Source organism: Methylobacterium sp. SD274, from assembly GCF_017355285.1.
Taxonomy (GTDB): domain Bacteria; phylum Pseudomonadota; class Alphaproteobacteria; order Rhizobiales; family Beijerinckiaceae; genus Methylobacterium.
Genome location: NZ_JADIJP010000001.1, coordinates 228,653 through 247,504, shown reverse-complemented (window position 1 = coordinate 247,504; position 18,852 = coordinate 228,653). Strand labels below are relative to the sequence as shown.

The 18,852-nt window shown below is 66.9% G+C and carries 18 protein-coding genes and 1 tRNA gene; 4 read left to right on the top strand and 15 right to left on the bottom strand.

Annotated features, from left to right (window positions below; translation table 11 throughout):
• Window positions 1-68: 68 nt before the first annotated feature.
• Window positions 69-374 carry a DUF3572 domain-containing protein gene (locus IPV08_RS01165; protein WP_056431966.1) on the bottom strand — a complete coding sequence of 102 codons (306 nt, stop codon included), beginning with the start codon at window positions 372-374 and terminating at the stop codon, window positions 69-71.
• Between the two features lie 76 nt (window positions 375-450).
• Between IPV08_RS01165 and IPV08_RS01160 the strand changes: the two genes are divergently transcribed.
• Both IPV08_RS01160 and IPV08_RS01155 read left to right on the top strand, forming a co-directional pair.
• A complete protein-coding gene (locus tag IPV08_RS01160; RefSeq protein WP_018045229.1) occupies window positions 451-828 on the top strand; it encodes a response regulator in 378 nt (125 codons plus the stop codon).
• Window positions 829-884: 56 nt separating this feature from the next.
• Window positions 885-2,258 carry a PleD family two-component system response regulator gene (locus IPV08_RS01155; protein ID WP_207410213.1) on the top strand — a complete coding sequence of 458 codons (1,374 nt, stop codon included), beginning with the start codon at window positions 885-887 and terminating at the stop codon, window positions 2,256-2,258.
• A 22-nt stretch (window positions 2,259-2,280) separates the two neighbouring features.
• Here the strand turns inward: IPV08_RS01155 and IPV08_RS01150 are convergent, their stop codons facing one another.
• The 4 genes from IPV08_RS01150 to IPV08_RS01135 form a co-directional block, all read right to left on the bottom strand.
• Window positions 2,281-3,492 (bottom strand): O-antigen ligase family protein, encoded by a 1,212-nt coding sequence (locus IPV08_RS01150; protein ID WP_207410211.1) that lies wholly within the window; start codon window positions 3,490-3,492, stop codon window positions 2,281-2,283.
• A gap of 22 nt (window positions 3,493-3,514) precedes the next feature.
• Window positions 3,515-4,108: a DUF2059 domain-containing protein gene (locus IPV08_RS01145; protein ID WP_207410209.1), complete on the bottom strand. Its 594-nt coding sequence runs from the start codon at window positions 4,106-4,108 to the stop codon at window positions 3,515-3,517.
• Between the two features lie 51 nt (window positions 4,109-4,159).
• Window positions 4,160-4,870, bottom strand: a complete 711-nt coding sequence (rpiA, locus tag IPV08_RS01140) for a ribose-5-phosphate isomerase RpiA (RefSeq protein ID WP_207410207.1) — start codon at window positions 4,868-4,870, stop codon at window positions 4,160-4,162.
• 164 nt (window positions 4,871-5,034) lie between these two features.
• Window positions 5,035-5,589 carry a hypothetical protein gene (locus IPV08_RS01135; RefSeq protein WP_210348141.1) on the bottom strand — a complete coding sequence of 185 codons (555 nt, stop codon included), beginning with the start codon at window positions 5,587-5,589 and terminating at the stop codon, window positions 5,035-5,037.
• Window positions 5,590-5,869: 280 nt separating this feature from the next.
• Between IPV08_RS01135 and gph the strand changes: the two genes are divergently transcribed.
• Window positions 5,870-6,559, top strand: a complete 690-nt coding sequence (gph, locus tag IPV08_RS01130; RefSeq protein WP_207410205.1) for a phosphoglycolate phosphatase — start codon at window positions 5,870-5,872, stop codon at window positions 6,557-6,559.
• 6 nt (window positions 6,560-6,565) lie between these two features.
• Here the strand turns inward: gph and IPV08_RS01125 are convergent.
• From IPV08_RS01125 to IPV08_RS01110, 4 genes are all read right to left on the bottom strand, one after another.
• Window positions 6,566-6,640 (bottom strand) — tRNA-Val (locus IPV08_RS01125).
• 130 nt (window positions 6,641-6,770) lie between these two features.
• Window positions 6,771-8,492 carry an iron ABC transporter permease gene (locus IPV08_RS01120; protein WP_246747707.1) on the bottom strand — a complete coding sequence of 574 codons (1,722 nt, stop codon included), beginning with the start codon at window positions 8,490-8,492 and terminating at the stop codon, window positions 6,771-6,773.
• Between the two features lie 11 nt (window positions 8,493-8,503).
• The gene (locus IPV08_RS01115; protein WP_207410196.1) at window positions 8,504-9,532 is read right to left on the bottom strand and encodes an extracellular solute-binding protein; all 1,029 of its coding nucleotides are present in this window, start codon (window positions 9,530-9,532) and stop codon (window positions 8,504-8,506) included.
• A gap of 125 nt (window positions 9,533-9,657) precedes the next feature.
• On the bottom strand, window positions 9,658-10,737 hold the full coding sequence (locus IPV08_RS01110; RefSeq protein WP_207410194.1) for an ABC transporter ATP-binding protein: 1,080 nt from the start codon (window positions 10,735-10,737) through the stop codon (window positions 9,658-9,660).
• Between the two features lie 382 nt (window positions 10,738-11,119).
• On the opposite strand from IPV08_RS01110, the gene IPV08_RS01105 reads away from it, so the two are divergent.
• Window positions 11,120-11,650: a GcrA family cell cycle regulator gene (locus tag IPV08_RS01105; RefSeq protein WP_246747706.1), complete on the top strand. Its 531-nt coding sequence runs from the start codon at window positions 11,120-11,122 to the stop codon at window positions 11,648-11,650.
• A 452-nt stretch (window positions 11,651-12,102) separates the two neighbouring features.
• Here IPV08_RS01105 and IPV08_RS01100 read toward each other — a convergent pair whose 3' ends face one another.
• The 6 genes from IPV08_RS01100 to IPV08_RS01075 form a co-directional block, all read right to left on the bottom strand.
• A complete protein-coding gene (locus IPV08_RS01100; protein ID WP_207410192.1) occupies window positions 12,103-13,380 on the bottom strand; it encodes a PLP-dependent aminotransferase family protein in 1,278 nt (425 codons plus the stop codon).
• A 67-nt stretch (window positions 13,381-13,447) separates the two neighbouring features.
• Window positions 13,448-14,368: an ROK family protein gene (locus tag IPV08_RS01095; RefSeq protein ID WP_207410190.1), complete on the bottom strand. Its 921-nt coding sequence runs from the start codon at window positions 14,366-14,368 to the stop codon at window positions 13,448-13,450.
• Between the two features lie 9 nt (window positions 14,369-14,377).
• Window positions 14,378-15,769, bottom strand: a complete 1,392-nt coding sequence (locus tag IPV08_RS01090; RefSeq protein WP_056431940.1) for a dicarboxylate/amino acid:cation symporter — start codon at window positions 15,767-15,769, stop codon at window positions 14,378-14,380.
• 267 nt (window positions 15,770-16,036) lie between these two features.
• Window positions 16,037-16,930 carry a hypothetical protein gene (locus IPV08_RS01085; protein ID WP_207410188.1) on the bottom strand — a complete coding sequence of 298 codons (894 nt, stop codon included), beginning with the start codon at window positions 16,928-16,930 and terminating at the stop codon, window positions 16,037-16,039.
• 292 nt (window positions 16,931-17,222) lie between these two features.
• Window positions 17,223-17,630 (bottom strand): peptide-methionine (R)-S-oxide reductase MsrB, encoded by a 408-nt coding sequence (gene msrB, locus IPV08_RS01080; RefSeq protein ID WP_056431934.1) that lies wholly within the window; start codon window positions 17,628-17,630, stop codon window positions 17,223-17,225.
• A 64-nt stretch (window positions 17,631-17,694) separates the two neighbouring features.
• Window positions 17,695-18,774, bottom strand: coding sequence for a YihY/virulence factor BrkB family protein (locus IPV08_RS01075; RefSeq protein WP_246747727.1), 1,080 nt, complete (start codon window positions 18,772-18,774; stop codon window positions 17,695-17,697).
• Window positions 18,775-18,852: the final 78 nt, after the last annotated feature.

Here is an 18,852-nt window from a genome sequence, read left to right as displayed (position 1 = left end):
GTTTCGTGTCGCCCCCATACGGGAGTGGCGGCGCGCAGCCCTACGTTGCCGGCCGCCGGACCGGGGCGTCAGCCGAAATCGGCATCGGGATCGGGGGGGCCGAGACGGCGCCACGCGTCGGCAATGCGCTCCGGTTTCATATCGAGTGCCGTGGCACAGGCGATCAGCACGGCTTCGTCGCCCATGACATGGTCCAGGACCGCCGAGAGAAAGGCGGGATCGGCAGCACTCTCCCGCAACGTATCGGGTGTCAGGCCGGAGGAGGCCATGAACGGCAAGAGCCTGTCGCCGTCCTCCGCGATCCATCCGAGCACCGAGATGGCGACCTGCTCCGCGGATTGATCGGGGCGGTCGGATTTGCGTTTCGTCAACATGTATCCCTTAGGTTCTCATCGAGCGGGACGCCGGTCCTTCCAAAATGCGCCGCCAGCCTGCCGGGAACAATGAGCCATGCCGAAAACAGTGCTCATCGTCGAGGACAACGAGCTGAACATGAAGCTCTTCAACGATCTGTTGGAAGGGCATGGCTACGCGACTCTCAAGACGGCCAACGGGATCGAGGCGATCGAACTCGCCCGCGCCCACCGTCCCGACCTGATTCTGATGGACATCCAGCTTCCCGAGGTTTCCGGCCTCGAAGTCACGAAATGGCTGAAGGAAGACGACGACCTCAAGCATATCCCCGTCATCGCCATCACGGCCTTCGCCATGAAGGGCGATGAGGAGCGCATCCGCGAGGGGGGCTGCGAAGCCTATCTGTCGAAGCCGATCTCGGTTGCCAAGTTTCTTGCCACCGTCCGCCTCTACCTCGGCGACGGAGCCCGTTGAGGAGCACACCGTCGACAGGGTCGTCCCGTCGAGCCCGTTAACTTGAGCGAGGAACGATGTCGGCCCGCATCCTGATCGTCGATGATCTCTTTCCGAATGTGAAGCTGCTCGAGACCAAGCTGTCGCTCGAGTATTTCGACGTTCTGGCGGCCATGAACGGGCCGGATGCGATCTCGATCTGTGAGAAGGGCCTGTGCGATCTCGTCCTGCTCGACGTGATGATGCCGGGCATGGACGGGTTCGAAGTCTGCCGCCGCCTCAAGAGCAGTCCGACCACCGCCCACCTTCCGGTCGTGATGGTGACGGCCCTCGACCAACCGGCGGACAGGTTGCGCGGCCTCGATGCGGGGGCAGACGACTTCCTGACGAAGCCCATCGACGACACCGCCCTGTTCGCGCGGGTACGCAACCTCGTCCGCCTCAAGGCGGTCACCGACGAGCTGCGCCAAAGGGCGCTCGCCTCCCGGGAATTCGGCATGGGCGATCCCCTCGCCCTCGCCACCGCCGAGGACGGCCAGAATGCCTCGATCCTGCTGGTCGAAGATCGGGCGAGCTCGGCCGAGCGGCTATCGGCGGCCCTCAGCCAGCACCATCGGGTCACCGTGGTCGCCGATCCGCACGACGCCCTGGTCCTGGCCATCGAAGGGGATTTCGAGCTGGCTCTCGTGAGCCTCGACCTTCAGGGGTTCGACGGCCTGCGCCTCTGCAGCCAGATCCTGTCCCTCGACCGCATCCGCAACATGCCGGTGATGATGATCGCCGAGGAGAACGAAAGGGCGCGGGTCATCCGCGGCCTCGAATTCGGCGTACACGATTATCTGCTGCGCCCGGTCGACCGGAACGAGCTCGTCGCCCGCGTGCGCACCCAGCTGCGTCGCAGCCGCTTTTCGGAAACCCTGCGCGGCGCCGTGCAGGCATCCATGGAAATGGCCGTCACGGATGGCCTCACCGGGCTGCACAACAGGCGCTACCTCGACAGCCATCTCGCGGTGCTGTTCGCCGATGCCGCCCCGCGTCACCGCGCCGTCTCGATGCTGATGCTCGATATCGACCGGTTCAAAACGATCAACGACACCTATGGTCACGATGCCGGTGACGAGGTGCTCCGCTCCTTTGCCAACCGCATCCGCCTGCATACCCGCGAGATCGATATCGTCGCCCGCTATGGCGGCGAAGAGGTGGTCATCATCCTGCCCGATGCGGAGCCGGACGCCGCCCATCACATCGCCGAGCGCATCCGCGAACGCATCGAAGCGGTGCCGTTCCTGATCCAGCGGGAAACGCGGGACATCCACGTCACCGTCTCCATCGGGGTAGCGTGCCGCCATGCCGACGATTCGGGACCGGCCGATATGCTGAAGCGGGCGGACCTCGCGCTCTACCGCGCCAAATCCTCCGGCCGTAACCGCGTCGAGGCCGAGGCCGCCTGAAGCGGCCAGGACGGGCCGGGTTTCATGCCGGCTCCTTGCCAGCCTCGCGCGTCCAGGCGACGGCAGCACCGACAGCCGCGATCCACCAGCCCTGCCAGGCCCCGTGCTCCACGAAGGCGACGGCCGTGCACGACCCCACGAGGCCGAGGGCGATGACGCTTTCCCCGCGCGGCAGGCGTCCGATGAGCGCCACCATCATCATCAGGATTGCCCCGGCCAGGGTTGCGCCGACGATGCCGAGCTCAGCCCAGATCTGCAGGAAGATGTTGTGCGGGTGGCCCACCGCCAGCATCGGGCGCAGGCCGGGCTCGATCCGTGCGGCAACGGGCGTATCGATGAATCGCGCCGAGGTCCCGAACCCGGCGCCTTGCCAGGGATCGAGGGCTACGGCCGCGCCGAAGCTGCGAGCGATGGCGACCCGTGCGCGCGAACTGCTCTGGACCAGACGCTCGTGGATGGCATCGGGCATGACTTTCTGAAGAATATCCCCCTCGATCGGCGAGAGGACGAGGGCGAGAGCCAGGGCAGCGCCCACGATGGTGAGCCCGACCCGGCGAGGGGTCAGGACGGCGATGAGGGCCGTGATGGCACCGGCTGCGAGACCCATGGCGGCGGCGCCGCTGATCGATCGCAGGATGGCCCCGGTACTGATCACGATCACCAAAAGCGCCGCGATCCCATGCCCGCGCCGGTAGAGAAGATAAGCCAGGGGCCCCATTACGGGCGCGATCGTCAGGGCTGGGCGATTGAAGACGAACAGCGCCACCCGTGAGCCCATCGCCCGATGGAGGGGAAGGTGGTTGGCCAGGGCCACGACGATGTAGAGCCCGGCGATCGCGATGGACCAGGCGGCGAGCCGGGGCGTGAAGGCCGGCATGTTTCCGGGCGCGAGGCGCGCGAGGAGATAGGCCCCCACGACGGTCGGCAGGAATTCCTGCATGTTGCGCCAGGACAGATCCTTCACCGGGCTCCAGGAGATGCTCGCCAGCGACCAGACGACGAAGCCGAGGACTGCGAGACCGATCGGCGTGGCGAGCGGCCTCGCCACGAACCGCACCGTACCGCGCGCATCCTCGATCAGCCCGGCGATGAGGAAGAACGAGGCGGAGAGGCCGACGACGGTTGGGCTCGACCGATTGGCCAGCGCCATGGCCACCGGAAGGATGGCGAGTGTGATGGCACCGGTGGCACGTAGGCGCGCGACCGTCTCCGATCGGGGCGGGAAAGAGATCATTGGAGACGGGCGGACCGGACGGTTACTGGAGTTCGTGGCCGCGCTTGCCCATCTCGGCACGCACACGGACCATCATGTATTCGGACACGCCCTGGGTCCAGTTCTGCATGGCCTGGACGATCTCGTCGAGCACCTGCGGCTGGGTCTCGACGTAGCGCTTGCCCGCCGCCGAATGGAAGAAGGCGACGATCTCGGTGAGCTCCGCCTCGGACAGGCGGCTCGCGTAGATCTTGGCCGCCGTCTCGATCATCATCTGCTTTTGCAGTTCCATCTCGGGCGCCAGGGAGGTGAGAACCTCATCGAGATCCTTGGTCAGGTCCGGGCGGGTGATGGCCGCCTGTTTGATCTGCTGGCCAAAGGCCGGAAGAATCGAGTCGAACGACCGGGCGATGCCGGAGCTGAGGGTGACTTCGCGGGCCAGGGCCAGATGGTTCGGCGTGTAGGTCGGCTGCTGGGCCGCGGGCGTGGCGGGCGCAGGTGCGGCGGGCTTGGCCCCGGGCTTGGCCGGCGCGGCAGGCTTCTGCGCCTGAGCCAGGCCGGCGGTCGGAGCCGAGACGGAGAGGATTCCGGCGAGGACCGAGGCGGTCAGGACGAAAAAGAGGGGGCGGCGGGACATGCGAGCGCTCCGGAAAGACGTGTCGAGAAATCAAGCGGATGGGGAAGCGCGTCAGACCGCGCCGAGACAGGTGACATGCGCCTGCCCGTCACGGGCCTCCGCCAGGATTGCGCCCGTGGCGAGCCCGATGAACAGACCGTGCTCGACCACGCCGGGCACCGCCCAGAGCGCGGCGGACAGGCGATCGGAATCGGCGATGACCTTCAGATGGGCATCGAGGATGAGATGGCCGCCATCTGTCACGAAGGGCGAGCCGCCGGGTCCGGAGCGCAGCACGAGATCGCCCGCGCAGCCAGCACTCTCGATGGCCTTTCCCACGGCGATGCGGGTCGCGCCGAGGCCGAACGAATTGACCTCCACCGGCAGCGGAAACGCGCCGAGGGTGGTCACGGATTTCGCCGCGTCGGCGATCACCACCATACGGCGGCTCGCGAAAGCCACGATCTTTTCGCGCAGGAGTGCGCCGCCGCCGCCCTTCACCAGACGCATCGCGGCATCGATCTCATCAGCGCCATCGATGGTGAGGTCGAGTTCGGGCAGGTCTTCTAGGGTGGCCAGGGGAATGCCGACGCGCTCGGCGGCGATTCGCGTCGCCTCCGAGGTCGGTACACCCGTCACCTTGAGTCCCTCGCGCACCCTGGCGCCGAGAAGCTCCACGAACACGTTGGCGGTGCTGCCGGTACCGATGCCGAGTCGCATCCCATCCTCGACGAGGTCGAGGGCGCGGGCAGCGGCGGCACGACGCAGATCGGGTCCGCTCACGAGGGAGACCGGTTCGTCGGGAGGGCGGGGACCAGATGCATGGATGGGCTCTCGGGCTACGGGCTGGGCCGCTGAAAGTCCCGAGGCCCTAGCACGGCTGGCAACGGCGTCCAACGGAGCACTTGCCGAACGCGGCACTTGCCGAGAACACGCAGCGATTGTCGTCAGGGCCGGGTGTTCTGGGGCGGTGTGGCACTCGGCCCCGCTCGGCCGGGCGCCTGCCCCGTGGCCACGGCCTCTTCGGGACCGCTGGTGGCCGGGTTCGCCTGGGCCGTGCACACCACCGCTTCCTTCTGGAGCTGGACGTAGCAGATGCTCATCTCACCCGTGCGGTAGTTGACGCGGAACACCCCGGCCTCCCGGGTGTGGCGGGAGGCGACGAGGCCATATTCGGACGGGGCCTGGGCGCTGGCGCCCTCCCCTGAGCCGTAGCACACGGTGAGGCCGACGCTGCCCACCGCACCCTCGCGCAGGCCGTACTGGCAGGACGTGACCTCGCCGGTGACCTTGTCCACGCGATAGACCCTGTTGAGGTCGATCTGCGGCGCGGGCACGAACTCGAAGGAGGCGGCGGACGCGGCGCCGACAGTGCCGGCGAGAACGCTGAGGGTGATCGCTACCCGGCATCCAAAATTGCTCCAGCGCCGCCCCCGCGAACGGGCGGAAGCGGCCGGAACCATGAGTTTGAACGCGGGATCGGTCGGCAGGGTCGAACGCATGGTCGCCTTCGTGTCCAGATGAAGACAAGGGAATCTCACGGCCGCTCCCCTATAGCGGCCTTGCGGCGCAACCGTGACCCGCTCGCGAATGCCTTGATCGCACCACGTCACGATTCTAGAGGGTGGAATCGGATACCGGATCCGGGTCGATCGCGTAAGTCCTTGTCCCCTAACCGGCTTTTCCCAATGGGCCATGCCGCTTGATCGGGCGGGGACCGCCGCGCAAACCGGTTCTTCACCATCGCGCCCTTTACCGACCCACAGAACCCAGCGAGCCACCATGCCAAGCCTGCCGCCCATCGTCGTGTTCGACCTCGACGGAACCCTTGCCGAGACCGCGGGTGACCTCGTCGGCACCCTCAACGCGATCCTCACCCGCGAAGGCCTGCCGACACTGCCCCTGGATCAAGCCCGCGACATGATCGGCGCCGGCGCGAAGGCGCTGATCCAGCGTGGCTTCGAGGCGGCGGGGGAAACGCTCGACGACACAAGGCTGCAGACCCTGTTCGTCGATTTCCTCGACCATTACGGCCGCCATCTCAGCGAGCATTCCTACCTGTTCCCCGGCGTCGAGACGGCGCTCGAGATGCTGAGCGCCCGCGGCTTCCTGCTGGCGGTCTGCACCAACAAGGTCGAGGCCCATGCCAAGCAACTGCTTGAGGAGCTCGGTGTTGCCGGCCGCTTCGCCGCCATCTGCGGTCGCGACACGTTCCCGGTCTACAAGCCCAATCCGGCCCATATCACCCTCACGGTGGAGCAGGCGAAGGGCGACGTCTCGCGCGCGGTGATGGTGGGTGATTCCCGCGCCGATATCGATGCCGCGAAGGCTGCCGGCATTCCGGTGATCGCGGTGCCGTTCGGCTATACCGACCTGCCGGTGGAGCAACTCGGCCCCACGCGGGTGATCCAGCATTTCGATGACTTGGTGGATGCGGTCGAGACCCTCGTGCCGGCTATCGCTGCGGCTTGAGGGGAATGGTGGGCGCGACAGGGATCGAACCTGTGACCCTTCGCGTGTGAAGCGAATGCTCTCCCGCTGAGCTACGCACCCGGACCGAGGGCCTTCTAGGGCGAGGCCCACGCGCCCGTCAAGGGCCTCTGTCGCGTTGGTCGGCAGCGACTATGCCGAGCCGGCATACGATAAGGTTCGGAAGCCCGGCGAACGGCCTCGATCCCGAACCTCAACCGCCCCTCGGGGTCCGCTCCGGCGAGCCGAAGCGGAGGAGCAAAGCCACCGGGATCAGGCCGACGACGACGATGAGGAGGGCCGCCACCGCGCCGTCCTCGTAAGTACCGCGCACCGCCTCCCCATAGAGATGGGTCGCGAGGGTCTCGACGTTGAGCGGGCGCAGGAGCAGGGTCGCGGGCAGTTCCTTGACGCAGTCGACGAAGACGAGGAGCGCTCCGCTCAGCAAAGCCGGCCACGTCATCGGCAGGTGGACGCGCATCAGCGTGCCGACAGCCCCCCGGCCGAGCATGCGCCCGGCTTCCCCGAGGGAGGCCGGCACTTTCGACAGGCCGGCCTCGCAGGCGCCGACACCGACCGCGAGGAAGCGCACCAGATAGGCGACGACGAGGGCGCCACCCGCTCCGACTCCGATGATGGCCGGGGCGACGCCGAAGAGCGCCGTCGTGACACGGGACAGGGAAGCATCGGCGAGAGCCAGCGGGCCGAGGAGCCCGATCGCCAGGATCGCGCCGGGAAGCGCGTAGCCGAGGGCGGCGATGCGGATCAGCCCCTGCCCGAAACGTCGCGCGACGAGGCGCGGGCCGGCGGCGACGAGGAAGCCGCATATCGCCGCCAGCAGGGTGGCGAGGCCGGCATAGAGCAGGGTGTTTCCCGCCTCGGCGATGACTCCCCGGGGAAATCCCAGCCGGGTCACGCGGGCGATGGCGGAATGGACGAGATGGGCCGCCGGAATCAGGAAACCGATGGCGATGGGAAGAGTGCCGAGACACAAGGCGGCCAGGACCGACGCGCCGGACAGGCGATGGCGGGCCATGCCGCGCTGGCGCTGTGCCGTGCCGGAATAGCCGCGCCCCCGCCGGCCCCAGCGTTCGGCCGCCAGCAGCAGGAGCACCATCGCCAGCATGACCAGCGCGATCTGCGCGGCGCCGGGCAGATCGGAGCGGTTGATCCAGGTGGCGTAGACCTGAACCGTAAGCGTCCTTACGCCAAGAAATTCGGCGGCGCCGATATCGTTGAGTGTCTCCATCAGGGCGAGGCTGGTGCCGAGGGCGATGGCGGGGCGCGCCAGCGGCAAGGCGACGTGGAAGAAGACCGCCATCGGCGACCGTCCGAGAATGCGCGCCGCCTCGATGAGCGTGCCTGCCTGCATCAGGAACAGCGCCCGCGTCGGCAGGTAGACGTATGGATAGAGCACGAAGCCGAGAAGCAGGATGCAGCCCGGCAGGGACCTGATCTCGGGCAGCAGCAGATCCTTCGGCCGCGCGACGCCGAGAGCATCGCGAAGCGCGGTCTGGACCGGGCCTATCGGATGAAGCAGGTCGAGATAGGCGAAGGCGACGATGTAGGTCGGCACCGCCAAGGGCAGCAGCAACCCGATTTCCAGGAGGCGTCGGCCCCGGAACTCGTAGGCTGAGACGAGCCAGGCGGAGCCGACCCCGAGCATGACGACGAGGAGGCCGACGCCGCCGAGGAGCAACGCAGTGGTGAGCGTCGCCTGCGGCAGGACATGCACCAGGAGATGCGGCCAGACCTCGCTCGATCCCCCCGCCGCCGTCAGCGACAGGGATACGACCGGGCTCAGGATCAGGGCGGCGAGCGCCAGCGCTCCCGCCGCCCAGGCGAGAGGCCCGGCGCGCAGGCGCGACGCCGGGCGCGGAACGACGTCCGTGCCGAGCGCGGCCTCCGATCCGGCCAGTTCGGCAGCCACCCGCATCGGCCTGGGCTTCAGTTGTCGAAGCCGACCGTATCCACCAGCAGGCTCGCGGCCTTCCGGTTACGGGCGATCTCGGCCAGGGGCACGGTATCGATGGTCAGCGGGCCCAGCGCGGTGAGCTGGGGGTCGATCGGCGCGCCCACCTTCACCGGATACTCGAAATTGGCCTTCGCATAGAGGCCCTGGCCCTCGTCCGAGACGAGGTATTCGAGAAGCTTGACCGCTTCGTCGCGGTTCGGCGCGCCTTTCGCGACGACGGCGCCGGAGACGTTCACGTGGGTGCCACCGCTCGTGAAGACCGGCAGTACGACCTTGATCCCGTCGCCCCATTTCTGCTGGTCCGGGCCACCCTTGCCCGAGCGCATCAGCCCGACATAGTACGAGTTGCCGAGACCGACGGTGCAGGTTCCGGCCAGGATATCGCGGGCTACGTCACGGTCGCCACCGGCCGGCTTGCGCGCGAGATTGGCCTTGACGCCGGTCAGCCATTCCTTCGCCTTATCCGGCCCGTGCTTGACGATGTAATGGGCGATGAGCGCCGTGTTGTAAGGGTGCTGGCCCGCGCGCAGGCAGAGCTTGCCCTTCCATTTCGGGTCGGCGAGATCCTCGTAGGTCAGGGCCTTCTCCGCGAGGTCCTTGTCGGCATAGGCGACGCGGGCGCGCATGGAGAGGGCGTACCAGAGACCACCGGCATCGCGCAGGGGAGCCGGGACAGCGGCTTCCAAGGTCTCCGTACGGACCGGCTGCGCCAAGCCGCGATCCACGAGTTCGATGAGATTGCCGATATCGACGGTCATGAGCACGTCTGCCTTAGACCGCTCGCCCTCGGAGGCCACGCGCTCGGCGAGGCCCTTTTCGACGAAAACGGTGTTGACGGTGACGCCGCTCTTGGCCGTGTAGGCATCGAGCAAGGGCTTGATCAGGCCGGGCTCGCGCGTGGTGTAGATATTGACCTCGGCGGCCGTCGCTCCGGAGATCCAGGCGAAAGCCGTCGCGCCGCCGACCAGACATTTCGAGACCCAACCGACCATGACGTCCATTCCTCTTCCCGTGGCGAACGGTTCTGGGCCGCATCTTCACGAGAAAAGCAAGACTTATGTCTTCAGTTTATTATCGTTAAAAACTATACTTCTGGATATTGCCAAGCACGAGCAACCAAGCGGAATTAATCCGTCTCGAGCGGAAAAACCAACCCCGCGCCGTTAGCGAGCCTGAGGCCGACGCAATCGCCCTCCCCCGCCGATGTCTCTTCCGCGACGGTAAGGCGGAACGTGTCGGAGAACCCCTCCGCCGCCAGGGTCAATTCCGCGACGGGTCCGAGGAAGCGCCGGCGGATGACCCGCGCCGGATGACCAATTTCCGCGCCGGATAGCAGAATCGCCTCGGGCCTGACGCAGGCGGCCACCCTTGCGCCGCTGGCGATTCCCGGCGCCGGAAACTTGCCGAGCGGCGTCGTTGCCGCGCCGTCGATGCAGCGCGTGGGGAAAGCGATGAGATCACCGAAGAAGCTCGCGGCGAAATGCGAGACGGGACGCCGGTAGAGATCCGCACCGGTGCCGATCTGGACGATGCGTCCGCTCCGCATCAGGACGATCCGGTCACTCACCAGCAAGGCCTCCTCCGGGTCGTGCGTCACCAGGAGCGCCGTCGCGCCCGTGGCGCGCAGCACCGAGATCGTGTCGGCCCGGACCCGGTCGCGGTTGCGCCGGTCGAGATTGGAGAAGGGCTCGTCGAGGAGCAGCACGCGTGGCCCCGGCGCCAACGCGCGGGCGAGCGCCACGCGCTGGCTCTCGCCGCCGGACAGGTCGCCGGGATAACTCGCGGCCCGGTCGGCGAGGCCGACCTGTTCCAGCCGCGCCCTCGCCACGGCATCGGCCTCATCGGCGCGCAGCCGGTGAAGGCCGAAGCGAACGTTCTGCATGACGGTGAGGTGGGGGAACAGGGCGTAGTCCTGGAACATCAATCCGACGCCCCGCTCCTCCGGCGGCACCCTCGGGCCCATGATCTGCCCATCGAGAAGGACGAGGCCGCCGCTTGGCTGTTCGAGCCCCGCCACCGCACGTAGCAGGGTGCTCTTGCCGCAGCCGGAATCACCCAGAAGGGCGATGATCTCGCCCGCGCGAACGGCGAGGGAGACGTCGTCGAGAGCGAGCTTGCGACCGAAATCGACACGCAGGCCGCGTGTTTCGAGGCGTGGCGGCACCTCGCCGGAGCGGCGTCCCTCGGTCGGATCGGGCGCGACCATGACCTGTCCTTCACTTCTCGGCTCTTGGTGAAACACGCGCTTCTCGCCCGATCCCGCGTCAGGTCAAGGGAAAGCTGAGCCGGCGGGCGATACTGTCGGATACGGCGGAGGATTATGCCGTCGCACTCATGGCGGAGCCGCATCGCCGCCGCCCCTTCAGAATACAGCCGAGACGCCCCCGACGGTTTGCCGGTGGAAAGTCCGTCCCGGCTTTCGGGCGCCCTTGCATCGGCATCGAAGCGTCCTGTACGGTTCCGATCGTCGTCGTAAGGGTGCCCTGGGCGACCACCATCTGTATGGTATTGGACGGTCAGGCCATGCGGGTTTTCGCAGGGTTCGTTCGGTGCCGGTCGGGGGAATCGAGCGGATGTCGGAGGGGGCGATGACGGATACCGGTGCTGGCTGGACGGACGAGCGTGTCGAGCTACTGCGGCGTCTCTGGGACGAGGGCCTGAGCGCGAGCCAGATCGCGGCCCAGCTCGGCGGCGTCACCCGCAATGCGGTCATCGGCAAAGTCCACAGGCTCGGCCTTTCGGGCCGCGTGAAGGCAGCGGATTCGCCGGGTAATGGCCGGAAGAAGCCCGCGGCACGGGCACCCGAGACCGAGGCCGACACGGTCGTGGAATTCGCCCCCGTGGCCGATCCCGTCGCGACGCCGAGCCTGGCATTTCCCGAGACAACCGCCTTGGTCATGCCTCAGGCCACGCCGCTGGCCGTGTCCAAGCGCGTGACGATCATGGATCTACGCGAATCCATGTGCCGCTGGCCGCTGGGCGATCCGACCTCGCCGGATTTCCACTATTGCGGCGACCGCTCGATCACCGGCCTGCCCTATTGCACTCACCACGCTCAGATCGCGTATCAACCGGCCGCCGAGCGTAAGCGGGATCGTCGCGTCGGCGGATTCCGCTGAACGACTAGGTTCGGCCGCATCACCGTCGCCCCCGGGGGCGACGCCGTACTTGGTCTCGCCTATCGCGTTTCACGCTCACATGCCGGCCAGCCGATCACGCGCCGGTCGCTTATCGAGCGATGCCGGGTCCGCCCACCTTCCCCATCACGGGCAAAGAGAGCGGTAGGGATCCGTCCATATCCTGTGCCTCATCGTCGGCCGCCATCGCCCCCCCCCCTCTCGCCGAGGCAGGGCTATCGCATATGCCGATTTGCTTATCAGAAACCCGCCGGTACCACCCCGTCATCCCGGGTCCGCGCAGCGGAGCCCGGGATCCAGAAACTCAAGTGGTGCAGGACTTTACACTGTCAGCGGCTCTGGATTCCGGGCTCGCCTGTGGCGACCCGGAATGACGGTGTGGTGTCATATGCGATCGCCCTGCGCCGAGGGGAGCGAATAGCGGCCGACGCTGGTCAGGCCGCCTGCTGTGTCTCCAGTCCGGCGAGGAGGATGCAGAGCGCGATCCCCTCCGCCGCCGCCTTCACGTCCGACAGTGAAGGGAAGGTAGGGGCGAGGCGCAGGGTGCGGTCATGCGGGTCGCGTCCATAGGGCGAGGTCGCGCCGGCGGGCGTCAGGGCGATGCCGGCTTCCTTGGCGAGGGCAACGGTCCGCTGCGCCGCGCCGTCCACCGTATCGACGGTGATGAAGTAGCCGCCTTCGGGCTTCGTCCAGGTGGCTGCGCCGGTTCCGCCGAGCCGGGCCTCCAGCGCGTCGAGAACGGCCTGGAACTTCGGCGCGATGAGCGCGCGCTGCTTCTCCATATGCCCCTCGATGCCAGCCATGTCCTTGAGGAAGCGGACGTGGCGCAGCTGGTTGAGCTTGTCCGGCCCGATGGTGCGGAAGAACGAGCGGCCGAGGAACCAGCGCACGTTTTCCGGCGAGGAGGCGAACACGGCGATGCCTGCTCCCGCCAGGGTGATCTTGGAGGTCGAGGCGAAGATGAAGGGCCGGTCGGGATGGCCGGCTTCCTCGCAGAGGGTGAGGATGTCGGCGAGGGGGTGGCGCGTCGCGGTGAGGTGATGGACCGTGTACGCGTTGTCCCAGAAAAGGCGGAAGTCGGGAGCGCCGGTCTTCATGGAAGCGAGGCGCCGGACTGTTTCGTCGGAATAGGTCTCGCCGCTCGGATTGGCGTATTTCGGCACGCACCACATGCCTTTGACCGCGGGATCGGCGGCAAGCTTCTCGACCACGTCCATGTCCGGCCCTTCGCCGGTCATGGGGACGGGCAGCATGCGGATGCCCAGGGCCTCGCAGATGGCGAAGTGGCGGTCATAGCCCGGGACGGGACAAAGGAAGACCGGCTCCTCTTCCTTCGACCAGGGCTTCTCCGAGCCGGGCACGCCCTTCAGCAGAGCCCAGGCGATGCAATCGTGCATGAGCGCGAGGCTGGAATTGTCACCGATGACAATCTGGGCGGCCGGCGCCTGCACCATCGGCGCGAACAGGGCGCGCGCCTCTGGCAGGCCTTGGAGGCCGCCGTAATTGCGCGCATCGTCGCCGGCCTCGGCGAAGTGGTCGCCGTTCCCCGGAAGGGACATCATCGCGCTGGACAGGTCGAGCTGCTCGGGCGACGGCTTGCCGCGGGTCATGTCGAGCTTCAGGCCACGGGCCTTGAAGGCCTCGTAGGCGTCGCGGGCCTCTGCGTGAAGTGCGTCGCGGGCGGCGGGATCGAGGGAAGCCAGACTCGTCATGGGAATACGCTCACGTCGTTATGCGATGCCCCGTCCATACCGGCTGCGGGGAACGATGGGGAGAGGTTCAGGCGTGGAGGCCCCATAACCAGGCTGCACCCCGCACGCCGGAAGCGTCGCCGTGGCGGCTCACCCGGATCGGCGTCTCGCATTCTCCCGAGAAGACATGCGGACGGATCAGTCCGGTCAGGTCGGCGGTCAGTTCCGGCACGGTCGACAGCCCACCACCGAGAACCACCACATCGGGGTCGAGGACGTTGATCACGCCGGCCATCGCGCGGGCGAGCCTTTCCCGATAGCGAGCGACGCTTTCGCATGCGGCTGCATCGCCCGCCCGCGCGGCGGCAATGACGGATTCGCCCATCGGGGCGGCCGCTCCGGTCCGCCTGCCATGGTCGGCGGCGAACCCCGGCCCGGAGAGCCACGTCTCGATACAGCCCTGCCGGCCGCAATAGCAGGCGGGACCGGGCCGTTCGTCGTCGCGAGGCGCGGGGAGTGGATTGTGCCCCCATTCGCCCGCGATGCGGTTGGCGCCCGACAGGGCCACACCATCGATGGCGATGCCGGAACCGACGCCGGTCCCTAGGATGATCGCCCAGACGACCCGCGCCCCGGCACCCGCGCCATCCACCGCCTCGGAGACCGCGAGGCAATTGGCATCGTTCTCCGCTCGGACCGGCCGACCGAGCCGCGCCTCGAGATCGATGACGAAGGGCCTGCCGTTCAGCCAGACCGAGTTGGCGTTCTTCACGAGGCCGCTGCGTGGCGAGACCGCGCCAGGCATACCAATGCCGACACTGCCGATGCCGCCTGCCTCGCGCTCCATCCGCAGGACGAGCGACACGATCGCGTCGAGGGTCGCGTCGTAATCGTCCCTCGGGGTCGGGATCCGGCCCTCGGCGCGAACGGCTCCGCCGGCATCGAGAACGATGCCGGCGATCTTGGTGCCGCCGAGGTCGATCCCGATGCGGAGATGCGCCGGGTCCATGTCCTCGCCCTATTGCGCGGCGACCGCCGGACGGGGAGCAGGCTCCTGGTCCATGTTCGGCGCGTGGTCGGAAATGTCGGTGCCGATGGAGAAGGGATGCGCCATCACTTGGTTCAGCTTCTCCTGATCGAGTTCACCCTCCCAGCGGCTGACCACCACCGTGGCGACGCCGTTGCCGATCAGGTTGGTGATGGCCCGGCACTCCGACATGAACTTGTCGACACCCAGGATCAGGGTCATGGCGGCAACCGGCACCGGATTGTTCGGGATGGCGCTGAGCGTGGCCGCAAGAGTGATGAAGCCCGCGCCCGTGACGCCGGAGGCTCCCTTCGAGGTCAGCATCGCGACCAGGATGATGGTGGCGTACTGGCCGAACGACAGGTCCGCACCCACGGCCTGGGCCAGGAACAGCGACGCCAGCGTCATGTAGATGTTGGTGCCGTCGAGGTTGAACGAATAGCCCGTGGGGATCACCAGGCCCACGACGGAATCCGAGGCGCCCAGGCGGCGCATCTTCGTCATCATGTGCGGCAGCACCGTCTCGGAGGACGAGGTGCCGAGCACGATGAGGAGTTCGTCCTTGATGTAGGCCAGGAACTTGAAGATCGAGAAGCCGGCCACCCGGGCGATGCCGCCCAGAACCAGAACCACGAACAGGAAGGCGGTGACGTAGAAGGTACCGACGAGCCAGGCGAGATCGATCACCTTGCCTATGCCGTACTGGCCGATGGTGAAGGCCATGGCGCCGAAGGCACCGATGGGGGCGAGCTTCACCACGAGGCCGATGATGCGGAAAAAGATCTGGCCGGCCGTGTCGATGGCGTGCGTGATCGCCTCGCCGCGCTTGCCCATGCCGGTCACCACGACGCCGGTGAGGATCGAGATGAGAAGAACCTGGAGCAGGTCACCGGTGGCGAAAGCGTCGAAGAAGCTCTTCGGGATCAGAGCCATGATATGGCCGGTGACGGAATCGTCGGCAGCGATCTTGGCGTATTTCTCAACCGATTTACCGTCGAGCTTGCTCACATCGGCATTGAAACCGGCGCCGGGCTTTACCACCTCACCCACAAGCACGCCGATGAGGAGCGCAATGGTCGAGACCACCTCGAAATAGACCAGCGCCTTCAAGCCTACGCGGCCGACCTTCTTCAGGTCGCCGATGGAGGCGATGCCGTGGACGATGGTACAGAAGATGATCGGCGCGATCATCATCTTGATCAGGGCGATGAAGGCGTCGCCCAACCACTTGACGGACTTGCCCCATTCGGGGTGCAGATATCCCAGCAGGATGCCGAGCGCGATGGCGATCAGCACCTGGATGTAGAGGACCTTGTACCAAGGTTCGTGAGGTGTCGGTGCTGCCGGCGCGCTGCCTCCGGCATGGACGGTGGTCTGAACCATGTTCCCTCACAGGCGCCTCGTTGGGCGCACGCTCGTCTGTCTTGGCGAGACGCTAGCGAGTTTAATCCCTCGCCTCAACGCGGCTATGAGAGATAATCTTTGTTTCTCGCCGAAACCGTGAGGATGGGCTGCTTCTGTAACGCGCCGAGCTTCTGTCGCGCTACTGCATACAATCGTTGGTCATCCACTTTGCCGGATCTGCCCGGTGCTGCCGGGTCCTCGCGAGGAGCCCGGAGATGGGCATGACCCACCTCCGGTCCCAACGGTTCAGGTCTGCGGAGTACGGCGGGGACGCACGGTCCAGCGCTCGAATTCGGCTGCCGGATCGTCGTCGCGTGCAGGAGCGCGGGACGGTTGAGACGCGCCCAGAGCCTGCGACAGGCTTTCGATGACGTCGTCGATGCGGGCATCGGTGCGGATCGGAGTGTCCGTCGCGGTCTCCTCCGCCGCCGCGGGCTCTTCCCGACGCTCCTCGCTCCGTTCCTCAACGACGGGTTGCGGTGCGGCCTCTTCCACCGGGATGGCCGCAGGAGCGGCCGCCTTGGCAGCCAGGGCTGCAGCGCGGCGGTTCGCCCGAAGGGTCGCCTCGTCCTCACCGGCCTTCGGCGGCGGGGCATTGAAGCGGCCGAAGCCGAAGCGCGGTTCGAGCAGATCGAGGATCGCTTCGAGGGCGGCGTTGTTCAGGGGAACCTCGCCGGTTTGCGGCACACCCTGGATCGCCACGGAATGGCGGTCATAGGCGGAATTCTCGGTGACGTCGTCGCCGAACCAGGCCGGGGGTACGAAAGCGGCGGCCTGGGCGGGGTCGTCGAACACGACGCTGAGCAGGTCGAGGGCGCCCGGTGTCGCGTAGCGGTCGACGAGCGCCTCGCGGCCGTTACCGAGCGCGAGCACGGCGCGGTCGTAGATCGCCTTGCCGGAGCAGACATCCAGAAGGGCATCGCCGTGGGCGCGGGGAACGTCGGTCCGCTCCTCGCTCGACGTTCCGTCCGGCGCCGTCGTGACGAGGACGAGATGGCAGTTCTGGCCATCGACACGGACATAGGAGGTGCGACCGGCCTGGGGAGCGAAATAGCCCTCGGTGATCTTCGAACCGCCGCGCTCCTTGCGGATCAGGCGGACAAGCGAAGGCGCGACCAGAAACCGACGAACGACACTCATGTATTCTCTCCCCCCGGATCGGCTCATCATGGCAAGCACTCCTCCGGAGCGCCGCGCCACGGGCGCAACGTCAGCGCCGTTCGAAGCCATACCCTGTTTCGGCAGCGACGGAATGCCCGGCCTGTGGAAACCGGCCGGCACGAACCGTCCGAATTCGATCGTTTTCCCGCCTCGGACCGCCGACGGCACACAAAGGGGAAGACCACTTCCCTTCGACTAAGAAAAATTGGGACTAAATCAAGGCCGCTCTCGTAAGCCCGGCCCCGATTTTTATCCTTTTATACCAATGAGCTCACGCATTCGGCTCGAAACGCAGTGAAATGCCGTTCATGCAATAACGCAGCCCCGTCGGCGCTGGGCCATCATCGAAGACGTGGCCGAGATGACCTTTGCAGCGGGCGCAGTGCACTTCGGTCCTCACCATCCAGTGGCTCCGGTCGGTCGTCGTCTCCACCGCGCCGTCGATGGGATCGAAGAAGCTCGGCCAACCGGTGCCGGATTCGAATTTCGTGCTGTTCTCGAATAACGGGGCATCACAGCCGGCGCAGTGGAACGTGCCGGGACGCTTCTCGGCATTGAGGCAGCTCGTGCCCGCCCGCTCCGTGCCGTGCTCGCGCAGGACACGGTACTGGTCCGGCGTCAGGATCTCGCGCCACTCGGCCTCGCTGCGCTGGACGGTGCCTGACTGGGTCTCGCTCATGATGGCCTCCGGTTCCTCGGGATAGGCTGGAGAAATAGGACTCCCGAGGCCGTCACGCACCCTGTCACGCAGCCGCGCCGACCGTGTCCGCCATCCGTGCCTCGCGGTCGCCCATGGGCTTTTCCGGGCCCGTCGTCGTGTCCCGAGCGGTCTGATGCTCCATTTCGGCATTGATCTCGGCACCCAGGAGCACGATCGTCGTCGAGATCCAGATCCAGGTCATGAAGCCGATGGCGGCGCCGAGCGAACCGTAAGTCTCGTTGTAATTGCCGAAGCTGCCGACATACCACGAGAACAGGATGGAGGCGGCGAGCCAGAGGATGCCTGCCACAGCGCCACCGGTGCCGACCCATCGCCAACGCGGCCGCTCGCGGCTCGGGCCATAGCGGTATAGCAGCGAGAGGCCGCCGAGGAGGACGACGAGCAGGAAGGGCCAGCGCAGCAGGGCGATGAGCCTCGCCCCCTGCCCGAACCCGAAGAAGTTGAAGATCACCGGCAGCACGACGATGCTGGTGAGCGCGAGGATAGTGAACAGGAGCGCCCCGACGGTGAAGGTCAGGGAGCGCAGGTTCAGCATCACGAAGGAGCGCTTCTCGTCTTCCTCGTAGACCACGTTCAAGGCATCGAACATCGCCTTCATGGCGGCGTTCGCGCTCCAGAGCGACAGGACGAGGCTGGAGAAGAACGTCAGTCCCAGCGTGCCGTTATCCTTGGCGGCGATCCGCTTCACCTGCTCGCCGATGATATCGATGGCGCTGGAGGGCAGCACGCCCTGCATGCTAGAGAGGTGCTCGTTGATGGCGCCGACATCGGCCACGAGGCCGTAGCAGGAGACCAGGGCGGCGATGGCCGGGAACAGCGACAGCAGGGTGAAGAACGTGACCCCGGCGGCGACCGCGAGCACGCGGTCTTTGTTGAATTCCAGATAGACGCGGACGGCGATGTCCTTCCAGCCGGCGCGGGTGATCTCGGTCGGACTGTCTGCGGCACGACCGCGATGGACCTGTGTCGCCGCCACCCATTCGGCGCTGCGCCCGCTATGTGAACGGGCGCCTTCGTCGCGGCGCGGCTCGGGTGGTTCGCCCTCACGCCTGGCGCCGCGCGACCGCGGTGCCAGCGACAGGGCGACGAGCGCCGCTCCCATCGCCAGAGTCCAGACCATCGAATGGGTGGAGCCCGGCTCCGTAGGCTCGGGACGGTGAGGCTGAGACGAAGACATGAC

Coding starts and splice junctions, on each gene's coding strand:
- IPV08_RS01165 (WP_056431966.1), bottom strand. CDS start 374: ATGTTGACGAAACGCAAATCCGACCGCCCCGATCAATCCGCGGAGCAG.
- IPV08_RS01160 (WP_018045229.1), top strand. CDS start 451: ATGCCGAAAACAGTGCTCATCGTCGAGGACAACGAGCTGAACATGAAG.
- IPV08_RS01155 (WP_207410213.1), top strand. CDS start 885: ATGTCGGCCCGCATCCTGATCGTCGATGATCTCTTTCCGAATGTGAAG.
- IPV08_RS01150 (WP_207410211.1), bottom strand. CDS start 3,492: ATGATCTCTTTCCCGCCCCGATCGGAGACGGTCGCGCGCCTACGTGCC.
- IPV08_RS01145 (WP_207410209.1), bottom strand. CDS start 4,108: ATGTCCCGCCGCCCCCTCTTTTTCGTCCTGACCGCCTCGGTCCTCGCC.
- IPV08_RS01135 (WP_210348141.1), bottom strand. CDS start 5,589: ATGCGTTCGACCCTGCCGACCGATCCCGCGTTCAAACTCATGGTTCCG.
- gph (WP_207410205.1), top strand. CDS start 5,870: ATGCCAAGCCTGCCGCCCATCGTCGTGTTCGACCTCGACGGAACCCTT.
- IPV08_RS01120 (WP_246747707.1), bottom strand. CDS start 8,492: ATGCGGGTGGCTGCCGAACTGGCCGGATCGGAGGCCGCGCTCGGCACG.
- IPV08_RS01115 (WP_207410196.1), bottom strand. CDS start 9,532: ATGGACGTCATGGTCGGTTGGGTCTCGAAATGTCTGGTCGGCGGCGCG.
- IPV08_RS01110 (WP_207410194.1), bottom strand. CDS start 10,737: ATGGTCGCGCCCGATCCGACCGAGGGACGCCGCTCCGGCGAGGTGCCG.
- IPV08_RS01105 (WP_246747706.1), top strand. CDS start 11,120: ATGACGGATACCGGTGCTGGCTGGACGGACGAGCGTGTCGAGCTACTG.
- IPV08_RS01100 (WP_207410192.1), bottom strand. CDS start 13,380: ATGACGAGTCTGGCTTCCCTCGATCCCGCCGCCCGCGACGCACTTCAC.
- IPV08_RS01095 (WP_207410190.1), bottom strand. CDS start 14,368: ATGGACCCGGCGCATCTCCGCATCGGGATCGACCTCGGCGGCACCAAG.
- IPV08_RS01090 (WP_056431940.1), bottom strand. CDS start 15,769: ATGGTTCAGACCACCGTCCATGCCGGAGGCAGCGCGCCGGCAGCACCG.
- IPV08_RS01085 (WP_207410188.1), bottom strand. CDS start 16,930: ATGAGTGTCGTTCGTCGGTTTCTGGTCGCGCCTTCGCTTGTCCGCCTG.
- msrB (WP_056431934.1), bottom strand. CDS start 17,630: ATGAGCGAGACCCAGTCAGGCACCGTCCAGCGCAGCGAGGCCGAGTGG.
- IPV08_RS01075 (WP_246747727.1), bottom strand. CDS start 18,774: ATGGGAGCGGCGCTCGTCGCCCTGTCGCTGGCACCGCGGTCGCGCGGC.